Origin of the sequence: Myroides profundi, assembly GCF_000833025.1 — a bacterium.
GTDB lineage: Bacteria > Bacteroidota > Bacteroidia > Flavobacteriales > Flavobacteriaceae > Flavobacterium > Flavobacterium profundi_A.
On the sequence record NZ_CP010817.1, the window covers coordinates 1,525,615 to 1,544,259 of the forward strand.

14 protein-coding genes are annotated in these 18,645 nt (G+C 31.1%); 8 read left to right on the forward strand and 6 right to left on the reverse strand.

Annotated elements, in window-relative coordinates; all coding sequences use genetic code 11:
- Window positions 1-99: 99 nt before the first annotated feature.
- Entirely contained in the window at window positions 100-1,128 is a 1,029-nt protein-coding gene (locus tag MPR_RS06735) for a hypothetical protein (RefSeq protein ID WP_041890602.1), read from the reverse strand.
- A 149-nt stretch (window positions 1,129-1,277) separates the two neighbouring features.
- On the opposite strand from MPR_RS06735, the gene MPR_RS06740 reads away from it, so the two are divergent.
- Together MPR_RS06740 and MPR_RS18115 are read left to right on the forward strand one after the other, a co-directional pair.
- Window positions 1,278-1,856, forward strand: coding sequence for a TetR/AcrR family transcriptional regulator (locus tag MPR_RS06740; protein WP_041890605.1), 579 nt, complete (start codon window positions 1,278-1,280; stop codon window positions 1,854-1,856).
- A 45-nt stretch (window positions 1,857-1,901) separates the two neighbouring features.
- Window positions 1,902-2,858 carry a nuclear transport factor 2 family protein gene (locus MPR_RS18115; protein ID WP_052472666.1) on the forward strand — a complete coding sequence of 319 codons (957 nt, stop codon included), beginning with the start codon at window positions 1,902-1,904 and terminating at the stop codon, window positions 2,856-2,858.
- 227 nt (window positions 2,859-3,085) lie between these two features.
- On the opposite strand, the gene MPR_RS06750 is transcribed toward MPR_RS18115, so the two are convergent.
- The 3 genes from MPR_RS06750 to MPR_RS06760 form a co-directional block, all read right to left on the reverse strand.
- Window positions 3,086-3,379: a helix-turn-helix transcriptional regulator gene (locus tag MPR_RS06750; RefSeq protein WP_041890608.1), complete on the reverse strand. Its 294-nt coding sequence runs from the start codon at window positions 3,377-3,379 to the stop codon at window positions 3,086-3,088.
- A gap of 411 nt (window positions 3,380-3,790) precedes the next feature.
- On the reverse strand, window positions 3,791-4,252 hold the full coding sequence (locus MPR_RS18405) for a DUF2004 domain-containing protein (RefSeq protein ID WP_082027820.1): 462 nt from the start codon (window positions 4,250-4,252) through the stop codon (window positions 3,791-3,793).
- Between the two features lie 38 nt (window positions 4,253-4,290).
- Window positions 4,291-4,491, reverse strand: coding sequence for a helix-turn-helix domain-containing protein (locus tag MPR_RS06760; RefSeq protein ID WP_041895252.1), 201 nt, complete (start codon window positions 4,489-4,491; stop codon window positions 4,291-4,293).
- Between the two features lie 529 nt (window positions 4,492-5,020).
- On the opposite strand from MPR_RS06760, the gene MPR_RS06765 reads away from it, so the two are divergent.
- The 6 genes from MPR_RS06765 (at window position 5,021) to MPR_RS06795 (ending at window position 16,161) form a co-directional block, all read left to right on the forward strand.
- Window positions 5,021-6,547: a T9SS type A sorting domain-containing protein gene (locus MPR_RS06765; RefSeq protein WP_052472669.1), complete on the forward strand. Its 1,527-nt coding sequence runs from the start codon at window positions 5,021-5,023 to the stop codon at window positions 6,545-6,547.
- Window positions 6,548-6,550: 3 nt separating this feature from the next.
- Window positions 6,551-9,904, forward strand: a complete 3,354-nt coding sequence (locus tag MPR_RS06770) for an RHS repeat domain-containing protein (protein ID WP_041890614.1) — start codon at window positions 6,551-6,553, stop codon at window positions 9,902-9,904.
- A 13-nt stretch (window positions 9,905-9,917) separates the two neighbouring features.
- Window positions 9,918-13,637, forward strand: coding sequence for a DUF6443 domain-containing protein (locus MPR_RS18120; protein ID WP_052472671.1), 3,720 nt, complete (start codon window positions 9,918-9,920; stop codon window positions 13,635-13,637).
- Window positions 13,638-14,529: 892 nt separating this feature from the next.
- Window positions 14,530-14,754 carry an RHS repeat-associated core domain-containing protein gene (locus tag MPR_RS18410; RefSeq protein ID WP_041890620.1) on the forward strand — a complete coding sequence of 75 codons (225 nt, stop codon included), beginning with the start codon at window positions 14,530-14,532 and terminating at the stop codon, window positions 14,752-14,754.
- 47 nt (window positions 14,755-14,801) lie between these two features.
- The gene (locus MPR_RS06790; protein ID WP_041890624.1) at window positions 14,802-15,401 is read left to right on the forward strand and encodes a hypothetical protein; all 600 of its coding nucleotides are present in this window, start codon (window positions 14,802-14,804) and stop codon (window positions 15,399-15,401) included.
- Between the two features lie 214 nt (window positions 15,402-15,615).
- Window positions 15,616-16,161, forward strand: coding sequence for a hypothetical protein (locus MPR_RS06795; RefSeq protein WP_139177131.1), 546 nt, complete (start codon window positions 15,616-15,618; stop codon window positions 16,159-16,161).
- A gap of 905 nt (window positions 16,162-17,066) precedes the next feature.
- On the opposite strand, the gene MPR_RS06800 is transcribed toward MPR_RS06795, so the two are convergent.
- Window positions 17,067-17,360 carry a helix-turn-helix transcriptional regulator gene (locus MPR_RS06800; protein WP_041895257.1) on the reverse strand — a complete coding sequence of 98 codons (294 nt, stop codon included), beginning with the start codon at window positions 17,358-17,360 and terminating at the stop codon, window positions 17,067-17,069.
- A 119-nt stretch (window positions 17,361-17,479) separates the two neighbouring features.
- Window positions 17,480-18,613, reverse strand: a complete 1,134-nt coding sequence (locus MPR_RS06805) for a tyrosine-type recombinase/integrase (protein WP_041890631.1) — start codon at window positions 18,611-18,613, stop codon at window positions 17,480-17,482.
- Between the last annotated feature and the right edge of the window lie 32 nt (window positions 18,614-18,645).

An 18,645-nucleotide genomic window follows, 5' to 3' on the forward strand; every position in this document is an offset into this window, starting at 1 on the left:
GATTCTTTAATTTGTAAAATATTCTTTTTAGTGATGTGTAGGTCTTATATCATTTAAGATAGAGGTGAATAAAAGTTGAACTAACTATCTATTTTTTTATTAAGAGTATTTGCCTAAATCCAGATGTAGAGTTGGATCGATGGCATCTACTTTACTTTTAGCCCAATTAAGCCATTGTTGTATTTCTGGATTTAAATTGTTGTCTAATAAAGTTTTGCGTTCAATTTCTTGAATATAGTTTCTAATTTTAGTACAAGTATCATATTGTTGAGCTTGATTAATTAGAAGCTCAAATCTAGTATGTTCTTGTCTTTTTATTTTTTCAATCTCTCTTTGTTTTTTTTCGTCTACTTCTCTTTGTTTTCGCGATTCTTCAACTTTAATTTTCCATTGATATTCTTCTTGAGCCATAAGTTCTATAGCTTGTATGATATTTAATAGTTTGTCTTCTAATTTGATAGTTTTAGAGTCAGCCCATTGTTTATCTCGATAAGATGGTCCAGTTGAAAAGATTAACTTTCCAGAGTACTTATAGATAGAAGAGTAATAGTAAGGCCCATCTGTTGTTGGAATTCTATTTCGATGTTCTCTTATTGAAAAAGAGATTGTAATATTTTTATATTCTAGTACAATAAGACCATACTTACCTATAAAGGTAAATCCTCTTTGTCGTATTAGTTTTAAAAAATCATTCATTAAATTTAATGCGCGACTTTCCTGATCCTCTGAAGAACTTATATCTAAGATTGGGCTGCTCTTAGTGTGGATTCCGTTTTTTTGGTTAGTTTTTCTTTTTAGATAGTCTATTATTAGGATATCTTTTGGCTCATCTTTATTAGATTTTTTAGGATTCTTTGTTGTATTAAGTTTTGTTTTCTGTTTTTTATTTTGATCGCTGTGTAATGTAATTTCTTGATCTAAAGGAATAGAATTATCTAATGTAGGAGTTAAAGATTGTTTATTGTATTTCAATTTAGACCAATAACCTATTTCAGGTAGAGGAATATTATTTATAGAGCAAGAGTCTTTGAGTTGTTTCGTTGATATATTATAGTTCTGCGCTATTTTGTTTAGAGGTGTACTCCATACTAGTTCATATAGGTTTTTTCTTGTGAGTAGTTTTTTCATATACAATGTTTTAGTCTCAAATAAAGTAAAACATTTTTTTAGATATAATAATTATGTTGACTTACTCAAGGTTAATGTGAGTGGGAGGTAGCTTTAAATTCTAAATTTATTTTGGAACAATCGGTTTAATATTGTAGTTTTGCTTTGTTATGGCAAGAAAAAAAGAGTTTGATTATCAGCAAAAATTAGAAGTTGTACGCGACCTATTTTGGGAAAAGGGCTACAATGCTACCTCTATGCATGATATTGTTGCTGTGATGAATTTGAACAGGAGTAGTATTTATGATACTTATGGTAATAAACAGGAATTATTTTTAAAATGTTTATTGGATTATGCTTCTTTGAAAGAAAAGCAGTATCTAAAAGCCTCTAAAGAAAAGAGTAAGGGGATTGATGCCTTGGAGTATGTTATTTTTGATGTGGTTAATCAAACATTGGATGATAACAAGGCTTGTCTAATTGTCAATACCATCTTTGAAGTAGCGCCTTCAGATGAGCAAGTTAAAAAAACTCTTCTGAAAAGTGGTAGTGCATTACAATCCATTTTGGAAAATTTAGTAGCTCAAGCACAAGAAGAAGGCGATATTGTAAGTAAGAGCAGTCCTGGTGTTATTGCTCGATATATCTTATCTTCTTTTAGTAGCTATTGGAGCCACTACATTCTGAGTAAAAACAAAAAGGAAGTTATGGAAATGGTAGAATTTTTATTAGAGCAAATTAAGAAATAAATTTTTTTTGTCCTATTTTGGAACGATCGGTTTAAAATTAATACAATGAAGAAACAAATAATAATCGCATCAATGACTTTACTATCCGTTAGTAGTTTGCAAGCACAAATGTTTAATCAAAAAGATGTTATGATACATAATACATTACAAGAACAGCAACTAAAGGTTGCCAAATCCTATTATGAAAAAATTAATAGTGGAAATTTTGATAACGACCAGTATTACGATTTATTTACAGAGGATGTGAAGTTATTCTATCCTAAATTTGGCTTTGCTGAAGGTAAAGCCGGTATTAAACGATTTGGTGAACAGGTAAGGAATTTGTTTAAAAGTCTTACTTTTGAGTTAGACAAGTTCAATTTTATCGTTACAGACAATACTGTTGTGGTAGAGGGAGTAGAAAAAGGAGAGGTTTATACTGGACTTACTTTTCCTGATAACAAAGTGTCTTATGGAAAGTTTTGTACTGTTTTTGAATTTGAAGGTAATCGAATAAAAAGAATGTATTGCTATGTAGATCCGGACCATGCTGCGGAGGATGAAAGGATATTGGCTTTATTAAAAAAACACAACCAAAATGGAGAAGTCATAGATCAAAATGAAATCGAAGCCCAAACCAAAAAAGTGGTTGATGAATTTTATGATATTCAATCAGGAAGAAAACAAGGTAGTTTAGTTGAGCTCTTTGCTGATACTGTTGATTTTGATTTACCTGGAAATGAACAAAAGTTCCCTTGGGTAGGTAAAAGGCATACCAATAAAGAGGTGGAAGATTTTTTTAAAGTTCTTTTTCAGAACATAAGATCTGAAAAATTTACTGTTGAATATATTGCCATACAAGGAGAGCATGCTGTAGCAGTAGGACAGTTATCTTCAGTAATTTTAAAATACAACAAGACATTTAATACCCAATTTGTCAATATTTTAAAGGTTCGTGATGGTAAAATAGTAAAATACCATTTTATGGAAGATAGCTATCGATTAAATGAAGAGATGAATTAGTTAATATAAAACGACAAAAAGCTAAACCTCCAATGTTCTTCATTGAGAGGTTTAATTTTTTTATAGCCAGTCAAAACTACAAAAGAGTTAATGTGATTTATTTTAGAATATATGTATTATACAATTATTAAAATGTAAAATTCAGATGTACTACATTCTTTGTAACCCTTGACTTTCAAAGGTCAATAACTTTTTGTACCAGTATTTTAATTCAACTAAATAAGAGCTTAAATGCTCTTTTTATTTAAGACATATTCGCGCGCTTTTTCCTGAATTTGATCATCAGATAAAGACTTGTTCTTGAGCAACCACTCATTGATTTCAGACTTCTGAAAGAACAAGTACTTACCATTAGGTTTAGAGTAGGGGATTTTACTGTAGTGAACCAGGTGATAGATATATGATTTTTTAAAACCAGTGTATTTCTCTAGTTCTTCAACAGATAGTATTTCCTTGTTATTAGAGATAATTAGTTGCTCTAGATAATTAAGCTTTTCAAGTATAAGTTTAATAGGTTCCATAGTCAATTGTTTTTAGATTTAAGAGCAAAATACAGTTAACCATTGAAGAATAAATATCAAGTGTAGTTGAGGGTAGTACTTGGCTTGTTTGGAAAGAATCAAGAATTTTTAGATAATACTACTGTAATTTCAAACCAGCACTAACTACCGTAATACAAAATAAAAAAGGTAAACTCTGTGTTTACCTTTTCCTAGCTTCTAGTATCGAATTAATATAAGAACTCGTGCTTCCATTCCAATAACAATGGACACAGCGATTACCATCAAAAAGATGGTTGCAGTTAGGATACCCATATAATACATGTGCACAAGCAGGGCATAGCCCCTCCATAGATGAAGTATGTGTATAGTATGCACTGTTGCATTCATCACAGTGATTGATTGGTTGAGATGGTGTCATCGTATAGCGATTTAACTTTCCATGGTGATATAGTGAATTGAAAGATCTGGTGTTAAATCAACAACCAATAAATATTGAGTTAAATCTTGATCAATAGTGAAGTCAATAGAAACAAAGCGTTTTTCTAACGTAGGGTAGATATTGATTGCATATATTTTTAGTGCATCAACAAATTGTTCAGAAGAAGTAATTGATTGCATTTGAGGCTCATCTGCTAATTCATCTCGATGATGATTGATATAATCCTCCACATTTGAAGCATAAGCACTACTTAATAGGTTGTATTGTACGGTTTGTATATGATCTTCTATGTAGTTCAAAAAACTTTCAACACGTTGTAAATCTGATGCTTTTGGTTTATCACCTTCAAAGTCTATGGCTAAAGAAACGTCTTGTCCTTTTGTTGTAGTGAAGCTAGCTTCGAAATAATCCTCATTTAGGTCTAGTATTTCAAAATAGGGTAATTTTATCATAGTGTTATTTTTTTACATTGTATTTTTTGTGTAACCATTTACTTGATTCTAAATTTAATTGCTTCAATTGGATCTGGTAGATCCATAGGAAAATGTTCTTTTTCATATTTTTCAATCAACATTCCTAAACTCTCCAATTCATTACTATCCTCTGTTTCAGGAAGTGCATCAAAAATCAACTCTAGTCTTTCTAAAGCTGCTTTGTAATCTTGTTCTGATTTTATAGGTTTCAATTTCATAATTAAAATGGTTTATACAGAGTTACAAATTCTTTTTCAATTCGGGAACTTTCTTTTAATACTTTATTGAATCACTTACTAAGAAAAAGAAAGTATAAGTATTATGGTAATAAAATTAATCCTAATTTATCTAAATCTCGATAATGAACGCAAGAGTAAACTCTATTCTTTTGAGTAATATTTTTCTTTTCTGTAAGGATAAAGCATTAAAAAGAGAGGTTATTTACCTTAAGAATATAATATAAGCTTTTATGTGTTATTTAGAATAACTTAAGGTTTTTAGATACTGATTTATAGTTGTGTTATTTATTAAAATAATAATATAATGTCTTTTATAGTATGTTTTTGTTTTGTTGTTTATTGTATTAAATATAAAAGTATCGTTTTTTGATATATTTTTTTACACTTGTAATCTATAGTTAATATTATATTAATTTTAACATAATTAAATTAATTCTAAACGATGAAAAAACAACTACTCTATCCTTTATTTTTCTGTTTGTCCCTAAACTGTTATTCGCAAAAGATTTTGTGGGAACAAACTTTAGGAGGTAATAACTCTGAATACTTATTAGATATGATTCCCACAGCAGATAACGGTTTTTTGTTAGCTGGTGCAACTCAATCTTTTAAAAGCGGAGATCTTACAAAAGAGCGCAGTAGTAACTATGATGCCTGGCTGTGGAAAATGAGAGCTAGTGGTAAGAAAGAGTGGGACTTGCGTATAGGAGGCAATGGAGACAATTTTCTAAACAGTGTTGCTCATACCTTAAAAGATGGAGGCTTTATTTTAGGTCTTAGCTCAAGTAGTGATAGGGATAATTACAAAACAGAAAGTTTAATAGGAAAGAGTGACGCTTGGATTATAAAGCTCGATGCAGCGCGTAATGTGCTATGGCAAAAAGCCTATGGAGGATTAGAAAAAGAAGAACTTGTTAAAGTACTTCCTTTAATAGGAGGAGATTATATTCTTTTGATCAATAGCAACTCATCTAGTGGAGGAAATAAGGCTGTACCTTATTATGGAGGACAGGATATTTGGGTGATAAGAATTAACTCTGAAGGAGTAATAAAATGGCAGAGAAGTTTCGGGGGAGAATACGACGATATCGGATCAGATATTATAGCTACAAGTGATAAGGGATTTTTAATAGGAGGTTATAGCAATTCAGGAGTAAGTGGAAATAAAACAAGTGATTCTTTTGGCAACAATGATTATTGGGTAATTAAGATAAATGCTGATGGTAAGGAACTTTGGCAAAAGACGTATGGTTCAGAGGGCAATGATGAGTTAAAGCAAATACAGGAAGTCTCAAAGGATGGTTATAGACTATATGGGATATCGGATTCAGAAGTGGGGACTGCTAAAAACAGTGGATTGCAATCCGAGGTAGATTATTGGTCACTAGATATTGATAATCAGGGAGAGGTAAAACAAGAACTTTCCTATGGTTATGGCTCAAGAAACTTTTTAAGTAATGGTCTAGTTAAAGATAATGGTACAATCCTACTTGGTGGTACAACTCTAGAGAAGACAAAACAAGGAACTAAGGTAAGTTTTCTAGGCACACTACTTAACAAAGAAGGAGATGTGCTATGGGAAAATAGTATCTCTGGCAAGGGAGAAAATGTGCTTTCTAAACTGATAGAAACTAGAGATGGATCATATGTATTTGCAGGAACCTCAGACTCTAAACCAGATAGAGAAAAAAGTAGTCAAAAGGGGATGAATGATTTTTGGCTTGTTAAAGTAAAGGGGAAAACATCTGATAAGAACAATGAAACCCAAGAAGAGACAGATAATGATACAAGTAAAGAAAAACTAAAAATAGAGGCTATCCCCAATCCTGTAGTTACTTATACCAATATCATTATACCTGTAGAATATAAGGCAGGGGTGCTAAAGCTATATGATATCACAGGTAGAATTTTATATCAACAAGTAATCAAAAATCAAACTGAACCACTGAATCTAAGTGGGTATTCTAGAGGAACTTATATTATCACTGTCAAAACAGATGAGATAGAAGATAGTGTTAACATTGTAAAAGAGTAAGGTATGAAAAAGTATATATATGTATTAGGAGGTATAATTAGTCTATTAAGTACCAATATCATTTTTGGACAACAATGGAATGTGCCAGAGATACATCCACCTAGTAGTGAGGTTTTTAAGCAAAGTATCTTAGATGACCTAAAAAGTTCACCCACAGGGCAATTCTCTTATCAAGTACCTATTTATAATTTACAATTACAAGATGTATCAATTCCTGTAACACTTGACTATGTAAGTGGAGTGAAGGTGAATGATATAGGAGGAAGTGTAGGTATGTCATGGAATCTAAATGCAGGAGGAGTTATATCTAGAGTACTTAGAGGAAAACCAGATGAAAGCTATGATCAATACTCTCCTAACCTTAGTAAAATCCATAGTTATGATCCAGAAGAATGGAAAAAGTTCAAAGATAGTAGTTTAGAGAATTCTAAGTATGATTCTGAATACGATTGGTTTAGTTTTAATATTTCCAATGGGATTAGTGGTGAGTTTTTTATTGATAGAAAACTTAATATCACTTATAACGGAAAGGATAATATAAAGATATCTGCAAAAAGAGTGAATCCCAGTATAGGTGTTTTTTTGGAGTTTGAGATAATAGATAATCTAGGAAATAGATATGTTTTTGGAGGAGCAGAGCAATTTATAGAAGAGTCTAAAAATAAAGCTTTAAAACAATCTTTTAGACAAACAGAGTATGAAAGTGCATGGTTTTTAAAGCAAATTATTTCCAGAAGTAATGAAGTAGTTAATTTAGAATATGAAGATAACGATTTAGATTATTATTCATCAGTATCTAATTCACTGATTTATGCTATAAAATGTAGTTCTGATCCTAATACTGTTGGGGGGCTTGATACAGGATGGGAGATGACAGATATTAGAGATGTTTATAATCTAACTGTGAAAAGTAAAAGATTAAAGAAAATAACAAGTAGCATAGGAAGTGTTTTATTTGATTACAATAAAATTAGAGAAGATATTATTAATGGTTCTGGTAAATTACTAACTGGAGTCAAGGTAAGTAATTTAAATAATATTGTTGTAAAAGATATAACATTAAATTATGAGCAAGTTAATCGAGGAGTCGATTATAGAATGGCTACATGGTATAGACTTAACACAAATACAATCGAAAAAAGATATTTTTTATCATCTGTAGTAGATAATAAGTTACTAACAAATTATAAATTTAAGTACAGCGCTATAAGTTCTCTACCTAGCCGTTTTTCTTTTGAGCAGGATAAGGATGGATATCCTAAATCTGCCTATTCTAATACTAGTCCCTATCCTACCATGGCTAGTTTAAATTTAGAGAATTTCGAAGCTATTGTAAATAAAGCAGGCGGGAAACAGTATTTAGCATCAGATTTTGAATATGATAATAATTATGTTGGAGTAGGTAACTTAATAGAAATAGAAAATCCGACCAAAGGAATAACTAGAATTAGTTATGAGCCTCATTATGGAAGTGAAATGAGGAAAGTTGTTATTTCAGATGGAAATGGTATTAATCTGAGAACTAAATGTACTGATTATCCAAGGGACGCCTCAAAGGAGTTTATTATTGAAATTCCATTAAATGGAGTGAATTATATTGAAATATTTGGTAGTGGTAGTGTAGATTATGAAAGATGTTTGCGTAAAGACTCTAATGGAAATCCAATTGGGCACAGTGGTTGGGATTTTCATGATCGTATTGCTGTTTCAGTAGAAGATATGGTTACCAATCAAACTATTTTTAGTGTATCAAGAGATGTCACTAAGGAAAGGATTAATCAAAGTAAAGCAACATGTACTCAAGGAGGGCAAAATTGTCCAATTTATGTTATTCCTGGTAGAAAATATAAAGTGATTTTTGAAGCATTAACAAGGTTAAATGAAGTTTCAGCTAGTTTTAGAATATCATATAACGAAAAAATAGTCGATAGGCTTTTTAAAGATGTTATTATTGCTGGGGGATCCCGTGTTTCTTTAATAGAAAATTATAATGAAAAAGGAGAAAAGCAAGAAAGTAAAAAGATTTATTATAATTCTCTTAGTGAAATAGAAAGTGGTAAAGGTTCCATAATTAAACGATGGGATAGGCAATTTTTATCTAAAACACAAACCTACCCTATTTGTATCGCTAAAGAGGGATATGGAAGTAATAAGATGTTTAGTTTATATACTACACTTACTCCTAAAAGAGATCGATATCGATATGTACTACAAGATAATAGTATTAACAATGATTTTATGAATAGAGGAAATCAAGTGTATTATAGTGCTTTAACAGAAGAAGTAGAAAATATTGGATATAAGGAGAGTTTTTATAGTATAAATACAGATGAAAGAGCAAGAGCCGAAATAGACTTGGACCTACCTAATGTACCGATGAGTTCAACTAGACAAGAGAGGTATTTACTTATGAGTGAAAATTATTATAAAACAATTACACCAAAGAACTATAGAAAAGTAAAAGAAACAAAAAATCAGTATCAAACCTTTAATTCAGGTAAAAAACTAATGTCTTACGTTATTCGAAGAAATTATTATGCCTCGGATGGAGACGGTTTTGAACTTAAGTTTGATTTAGATCCATTTTCAGTGACTAGTTATTTTAATTCTATGGTGTATAATAATATTACCTCTGTTACAACTAATGAGTATGATGAACAAGGTAATTTATTTATGACTCAAACTTCAAACTTTAAATATAAGAATCAAAATGTAGTTAGTAAAGAATCTATTTTATCAAATGGCTTAAGTAAGTCTAGAGTTGATTATAGTTATGCTTTGGATACTAATAATACATTTTTAATAGGTAAGAATATACTTGGGATACCATTAGAAGAGAAAGAGTATAAAAATGATATACTGCTAACAAGAAAAGTATTAAACTTTAGTAACCAAGTTAGTCCTAAAGAAGTAATGGTATATGGTAAAGATGATAAACTAGAGGATAAAAGTGTTTTAACGTATGATAAAGACTATAAAAACATAATGGAACTTGTGAATAGTAATGGCTTAAAACAAACACTTTTATACGGTTACAACAACAGCCTTTTAATAGCGAAGATAGAGAATGCATCTAAGGAGGAGGTTGCAAGTGCACTAGGAGTGTCTGTTGCTAATCTATCAACTATAGATGAGGGTAAACTAACTCAAATCAATAATCTTAGAGCTAATGCTAACTTAAAAGAGGCATCGATTACAACTTATGAACATAGGCCGCTTGTGGGAGTGACTAAGCTCACAGATCCTAAAGGTGTATATATAACTTATGAGTATGATGGGGCTAATCGTTTAAAGGCGATAAAAGATAAGGATGGTAATATTTTAAATGAATATGAGTATAACTATAAGAACAACTAAAAACTAAGCAGAGATGAAAACGTATAAATATATCGTACTATTTAGTATTTGTTGTTTAAATACTATAGTCGCTCAAACGAAGTCTCAAAATTATATTAAGACTACTCAATATACACAGCCTGTCAAACAAGCAAGTACTACTGTAGCTCAGAAAACACAGGTAGTGTATTACGATGGTCTTGGACGACCTATACAAGAAGTGGCAGTAGGTGCTAGCCCAACTAAAAATAGTGTTGTAAAGCACACGGAATACGATTTAAATATTGGTCAAACCAAAGATTTTTTAAGTTATTCAGTTGCTAGTGGAAGTTCTGAGTATGTAGCTAACGCTAAAACTGGTACACTTAATTATTACAATACGGATAAGTACCAAAAAACTACTAATCCTTATAGTGAGACATTGTATGAAAAATCACCTCTTAAAAGAGTATTAAAGACAGGTTCTCCTGGAGAGGATTGGAAAATTAGTGGTAACAATACAATCGATTTTTCGTATCGATTCAATACAGCAAATGAGGTTAAGTATAGACAGGCAAAAGCAACTTTAGCTTCAGCTACAGGAATTTATAATGTAACTATTGTAGAGAAAGGAACATATCCTGTAAATTCTCTTTATGTAACTTCTGTATCAGATGAAAATGGTAATGTGGCACAAGAGTTTAAAGATCAAGAAGGAAAAGTAGTATTAAAAAGAGTCTATAACAATCCTCAAGGAGTGCCTACTTTATTTAGTACAGCTTCTAATGCACCTATGTCAAGCCCTATGCCTAGTGTAAGTAATATAATTGGTGATGAACTTAAAGGAAAGTCAGTACAGGATGTCATTGATAATTTTGACAAGATCGTAGAAAATCTAGAAAAAAATGTAGACAACCAGATAGATAATACCACAAAAGAAGTAGAACAGTTGCCTAATAACCCTTTAAGAGGCTCTGGAGTGATTACAGGTACTGGAGAAACATTAGATACTTATTATATCTATGATCAATATGGAAATCTATCTATAGTAACTTCTCCACTATTAAATGGTGATGTTACCTTGGCTAATGTAGACAAGCTAGGTTATCAATATAAATACGATACCAAAAACCGACTAGTTGCTAAAAAACTACCAGGTAAGACTTGGGAATATATGGTCTATGATAAATCAGATAGACTAGTAGCTATAGGACCTGTATATAATCCTTTTGGCACTGAGGCTAAAGGATGGATGGTAACTAAGTACGATGCTCATTCTAGAGTGATTTACAGTGGGTTTTACAATGGATTAGCAGTTAGTGAAACTACGCGTAAGACTTTTCAGGATAATGTAAATGCTAATGCTATATCTTTTGAGAAAAGAGCCTCATCAACAAATATCGGAGGAGCACCTGTAACTTACACTAATACTGTTTTTCCAAAAGATAATCTTACTGTACTAAGTGTTAACTATTATGACGACTATACCTATCCTGGAGCAGCAACTAACTTTACAGCAATAGAAGGTCAAACAGTTATACAAAATGCAAAAGGATTACTCACAGGAAATTGGACAAGAGTATTAACTACTTCTAGTGAGAATAAAGCAAATATTACTTTTATGTTGTATGATTATAACAGTCGTGTTCTTAGAAGTTATACTAAGAATTATTTACAAGGATATACACAAGTAGATACAAAGTATACTTTTACAGGTCTTCCTTTAAAAGTAACCACCAAACATAAAAAAGATAACGTTGCAGTGCAAAGTATTGTTGAAGAAAACTTTGTTTATGATCACGCAGAAAGGTTATTACAGCAAACCCATAAGGTTAATACTTTAGCAGAGGTTGTACTTTTTAAAAATGTTTATGATGAGTTAGGAGCTTTAGAGAAAAAGGATGTGGGAGGAAATCTTGCTAAAAATATATTTTTTAATACAAATCTATACTTATACAATGTTAGAGGATGGTTAACAGATATAAATAGTATAGCTAATTATTATCACCCTAACTTGAGACGTCCATTATTTTTATTAAAACTTAACTACAACAAACCTGAGCAAAGTATTACAGGTGTAAACGCCCTTTATAACGGTAATATCTCAGAACAGATATGGACAAGTGGTATAGATAATAAAAAGCGTAGTTACGGCTATGTCTATGATGGAGCTAATAGATTAGTATTAGGTTCTTTTAAATCTCCAGACTTAGGATCAGCTTCAACAGCTAATCTATATGATGAAAAACTAGCCTATGACAAAAATGGAAATATTTTAAAACTTGATAGAAACGGAGCTTCTGTAGGGGGAGTAACAACAGTAATTGATAAGCTTACTTATGGATATGAATCAGGGAGTAATAGATTATCCACTGTAAGAGATGCTTCTGGAAATCAAGAAGGTTTTAAACAAGTAAATACAGTAGGTTCTGATTACACCTATGATGAGTTTGGTAATCTTACTAGTGATAAGCACAAGAAAATAACTAAGATTAAGCATAATCACCTAAATTTACCTGTAGAGATTAACTTTGGAACTGATAAAATAGAGTATCTTTATACAGCTAGTGGAGAGAAACTACAGAAGAAAGTAACAGAGAAAGGAGTTGTAACTCTAACGGATTATCTAGGAGGGTTTCAGTATGTAAAGGGCAAGCTTAGTTTTTTACCAACAGCGGAGGGATTCTTTAATGCTGAAACAAATTCTTATGTGTATCAATTTAAAGATCATCTGGGCAATGTGAGAGTATCCTATAGTGATATTAATAATGAAAATTTAATATTACCTCATAAGATCATTGAAGAAATAAACTATTATCCTTTTGGATTGGCTCATAAAGGTTATAATCAGAAGAATGATGCTTTAATGAAGGATTATAAATATCAATACAATGGCAAGGAGAAACAGGAAGAGTTAGGTCTTAACTATTACGATTATGGTGCTCGTAACTATGATGCAGCCATTGGTAGATGGATGAATGTGGATCCATTGGCGGAGAAGTTTGTGGGATGGAATCCATACCATTATGTACACAATAACCCGATTAATTTGGTTGACCCTACCGGGATGGAAGCAGAAGGAAGAGAAAATGATTATTTATTTGATAATAAAAATAATTTAATAGCAGTTACATATACTGATAGTAAAGATAGATATTTTACTGAATCAGCATATAGTGCTACTTCTATGAAGTTTCAAAATTCGAAAGGAGATATAAAGCATGGAGAAGAGTTTTCGCCAGATTTTGCAATAGTTGAGATAATGGCTGAAGTTGAAGGATCTATTGGTCACAGTGCTATCGGTTTCGATGGAAATACATTTAATTACTATCCTACTAAAGACGATGGAACTACAAGAGATTTTGGAGCAGGAAATTTGTTTGGTACAGATTTACAGCAAGTTGTGTCTTCTCAAAGTGATTTTAAAGAAAGGTACCCATTAGCAAATTCTTATTTTGCTAAAGTTAGTCCTGAACAAAAAACTAGTTTATCAACAAGTCTTTCATTCAAAGGAGAAACTTTAGGAAATTCGGGAGAGAAATATAATCTGATTTATAATAATTGTACAACAAATGTTTCTAATCATTTGATTGGAGCAGGGATTTTAGAAAGTGATAGTTATAGAAGACGCCCAGGAACATTTAACTCAATGTTAAAGTCAAGTGGGAATATTTCAGGATCTATTTCGAGGGAGTCTTCTATAGGTCGAACAGTTAGAAATAATGTAAGAGAATCTTTAAATAATATGACAGTAAATGGTAAAAGGGTTAAGTAATATTTATTTTGTTATATATATAATTGTGGTATGTGTAATATATTTCTTTCTTAAAAGAGAAGGAGGTATAGCTATGGGGGTATTAATTATATTTTTAATAACTTCAGTACCTTTCATTTTGATTAATTTAAGTAGAAATCTACCAAAAAGAAAGAGAATTTTAGTAATAGTCAATATAATATATATTACATTAATATCTATTCTGTCTTTTTTGTCTTTAGATAAAGAAGATTGGTTAATAGTATGCGTGTTGGGTAGTCTGTTGGTTATAATTCTGATTGTAGATTTAGTAAAAAAGAAAGATTTAGTAGTATTAAATTTTTTTAGTTTTGTTCATTTATTATTGTTTTTAATATACTTGATTTTATAATTTTTTTACTGCATGAAATCGAAACTGATTCTTCTGTGGTAAATGATAAATATTAAAGCATAGACTATCCACAAGCATTTTGATTGTGACTAGTCCTGAATAACCAATACAGGATTAATTATTTAAAAATCACAAAATACCTTAATGTATTTTAAAAATGGTTTGTAGTCAAAGTGGTAGTAAAGTTAATATAGTAAGACGAATGTTATCACATTGAGGATAAACTATTTTTTTTATTGAGGATACTCTTTTTTTGCTTTAAAGCTAAAGTTTAGGGTATTAAAAGTGATGCTCTTTTTATATTACAGACATCTTAGGAAAGCCATGTCAATATGTAGAGTATTTATCATTTGGGGAAGTAATGACAGAGCAGAGTACTAATAATATATTTGATAACATTTATAAGTTCAACGAGTTTGGAGGAGAAAGCGATGAGCTTTTGGCGAACAAACCGAACACAGTGCTAAATTAGACGAAAGCATAGGCTATTACTATTATGGCGCACTCTATTATGATCATGGAATGAGTATATTTCTGAGTGTGGATCCTTTGGCGGAGAAGTTTGTAGGGTGGAATCCGTATAACTATACAATGAATAATCCTATTAATTTAACCGACCCTACAGGTATGGCGCCTGAGGATTTTGTACAACGAAAAGACGGTTCTATTTATTGGGATAATAAGGCTAATGATCAAGTTTCAACTAAAGCAGAAGAAACTTATCATTTACTTTTAATAGTTTTATAGCAGATAATTATGATGGTCCTTTAGGAAGCCTTCCAGAGGGAGATAAATTGACAACAACTATAAATCTTTCTGCCACAGAAAATAGTAGTGGAGAATTAACAGGATTAAGTACTACAAAAACTACGGAGATAGGAAAGACTTTTGGTAAATTTCAAGGAAGAGATTTTTATCCAGGAGAAGATGGAAATAATAATTATTTTACAAAATCAGGCATGTCTATTAATTATGAACAACATGCAAGTGTTTCAAGTTTTGAAAAAAGAGGACTAAACTCTATGGGATACCAAGTTGTAGATGTAGCACAAAAGCTCAATATAAGTTTTGATAAAGGGAGTGTGAACTTATCAGTAAATGCCTATACTAATACTTTTCCATCAGCTACTTTAAAGTTAAATAATACTAACACCACGATGATGAATTATAAACAACCATCTTTTGTAGGTACACATACAGCACCTATAAAGGGGTATTCTCCATCAGCAAGAGGAGAAGGGCGAACAGGAGGACAGCCAATACGAGATTTTTCTTATTATCCATCATCGTTAGTTGAATTTCCTGCTATACAACATGACTTGGCATATGATAAGTTAGAAATTACAGGTGCAAGTGGACTGTTAATGGATAGGAGTGCAATTTCGGCAGATTAGACCTTTGTAAGTCAACATATATTTTTGTCTCGATCGGGTTTTTAAGTCCAGTAGATAGATTCAAATCAAATCTTTTAGGGTATGGTTTGGGAGCTACCGCAACTCCAAAGACATTGTTGAATTTTATATTGCCTTCTCCAAAATATAGCTATCCATATACACCTGAACAACGTGTTTTAATAAATATAGGTATGTCTAATTTTAGATAATTTTTATGAATAAAATAGTTCGATTTTTAAAAATATTGATTGGTTTTTTAGTTGTTATTTTCATTATTAATTTTTTGTATTCTTTGTTTATGGTGGGAAGCCATCCCTATGCAGAACATTATATCTTAAATGTTTCGGAAGATAAAACTATAAATGAAATACAAAATTTAAAACAAAGAGAGTTTTCATTACAAGTACCATTAGATAGTTCATCTTTTGGAGGATTAATTGATGAGAAAAATGGAAATATGTATTATGTATATTTTTTATTAAGAGACAGAAAAACAGTAGTATTGTGCTATGTAAAAAGAATAGATAATTGCACTACCACTTTAGGATTGATATCTGTAGGAGAAGGATCTCGATTTTTAAATAATAGGACAATTAATGCACGAAGTTATTTTTTGTTAAGAGATTTAAGTAGAAATGAAAATAAACAATTTAAGAAAGATTTAGAAGAACAAGTTTTAGATAAATTGAATGTTAAATGGAAGAAAAATAGATGGTGGTATAGTATTTTTCCAAGATTTAAAACTAAATTTCCCCACTAGAGAAAGTATTTATTTTATTGATTTATAGAAACAAGCCTCATAATTAGAATTGTAAGAGGCTTTATTTTATAAAATCGATTGAATTTTTCTTTTAGCGATAAACGCATCAATAAAAGAGAAGATGTGATTGTAACCTGTTTCTTCAAACTTAGACACTTTGTGGCTAAGGAGGGTATACTAGAGTATTGATTGACAAATTGGAAAAGCTTTACAAAGTATTGAAATAGGAAGAACACAATTTGGCAAACTTGTCGATTCTGAATAAGATATTGAGATTGTTTTTAATGCTGGAAAAGAACCAAAAGGAGCAGCAGTAAAACAAGTAATGGAAATAAAACAGTAAAGCATGTGATTAAACTTCCATGACCTAAAAAATCATGGAGTGTAGAACATTATCTTTCATAACAAAGCTAAATTTATCGTATAAAATTTGTTTTATGAATTAAATGATTAATTTTGAATTAATTACCTATAAATAAACGAGTGAGTAATTAGGTGAGTAGGTTTTTTTAAAAGATCTTCAAGTGATTGATTTTAAAGATATTTACAAGGAGTGGTTCGAATCCTGCCACTATTTGAAGTTGACTTATTCCTTTGGTATATAGTTGTAGTAGTTAATTTCATTATAACATGTCAAATTTTTATTTACCATATCTCCTATATTTTTTGCTAAGATATTTAGACACATTTGAACTTGTTATTTTAGATGGTCACGTTCCATCGGAATAAGGTGAACACTTTTAATGGGATAGATTTTTTTTCTGTTTACATAATTTTACTTTTTACAATTCTACGCTAACATTTTTTTTCAAATGTAAATTTCAAGTGTACCACATCCTCCGTTATCCTTCACCAATAAAGGACCATAACTTTTTGTGCCGACATTTTAATTCAATAAAAAACTCCTAAATATTTTTCTTTTTCAAGACATATTCGCGCGCTTTTTCTTGGATTTGATCATCAGATAAAGACTTGTTCTTGAGCAACCACTCATCAATTTCAGACTTCTGAAAGAACAAGTACTTACCATTAGGTTTAGAGTAAGGAATTTTACTAAAGTGAACCAGATGATAGATATATGATTTTTTAAAACCTGTATATTTCTCTAGTTCTTCCACAGACAGAATTTCCTTGTGATTAGAGATAATAAGTTGCTCTAGATAATTAAGCTTTTCAAGTATAAGTTTAATAGTCTCCATAGTCATTTTTTTTAGATTTAGAAGCAAACTACACTTATATCATAAACGACTAAAGCCAAGTGTACTTTTAAGTACTACTTGGCTTTATTGTAATTATAATCTGTAATTAAACTTTTAGTTTAAAATCCAAACTTAAGTTCCGGAATAAGCTCAGAGGCTTCTTTCATTTTACTATCTATGATTTTAGCATAGATTTGTGTAGTTCTGATCTCACGATGCCCTAAACGCTTTGAAACAGTGTAAATATCAGCCCCATTTTCTAAAAGGAGTACCGCATTGGTATGTCTTGCACTATGGAAGGTAATATGCTTGTGAATACCCGCTCGGTTACACCAACGGACAATTTCATTATTGTAAATAGCGGAGTATTTAAGATTAGTAAAAACGAGTTGATTCAGTGATTCTCTTTCCCCTAAGAGTTCTCTTGCCTGTTTAGAGATATAAAGATACTCAACACCTTCCGTTTTTTCCTGTCTATAGATGACTCTACAAACATCATCTTCGTCTCTTACTTCAGACCAAACAAGTTTGTTAATATCCGACCAGCGTAGACCAGTTAAACAAGAGAATAAAAAAGCACGTTTAAGTACTTCGTATTTACAATCTGTTTCTACCAGACGTTGTACCTCATTAAACGTAAGGTACTCTCTTTGACTTTCAGCTTGTTTGAAGCTCTTTACCTTTTGGGCATAGTTAATCGTTAGATAGCCCTCTTCAAAAGCTAATCTAAGAGCAGCTCTAAACTTATTGAGATAAGAGTATTTTGAGTTTAATGAAAGAGGAAGTTTACTTTTAGTAAGGGCTTTTTTATCAATGTATTCTCTAACTCTTTTTAAAAAATCATCATCTACTTCATCAAAAGTAAGGGTAGGAGATATACAACGTTTTAAATGAAGAAAAGAAGCTGTCCAGTTTCCATAGTTTTTAGGACTTTCGTATTTTTCTTCTGTTTTTTCAAGAAAGAAGTCCAAGAAGCAACGTTGCCCTTTATGCTTATTCTTAATTCCATATTTACCTCTAAGGTTCTCGCTTTGTCTTATTGCTAAGATATTCTCAGCCATTTGAAGAGCTTCTTTGTTTTCCTTTCTTTCCTTTGGGCTATTAGGAGCACCATGTAGGAAGAGTTTTAGGTTTTCAAATTCTCTGATATACTTCTTCTTTCCAGTAGAAGTAACTTCAACTCCTTTTGTATACTCAATCAGAAGACTGATTCTTCCACTAGGTAGTTTTCGTTGTTTAAGTGTGATGTTCATAATATCTATATTAGGTTAAGGGAGACCGATTT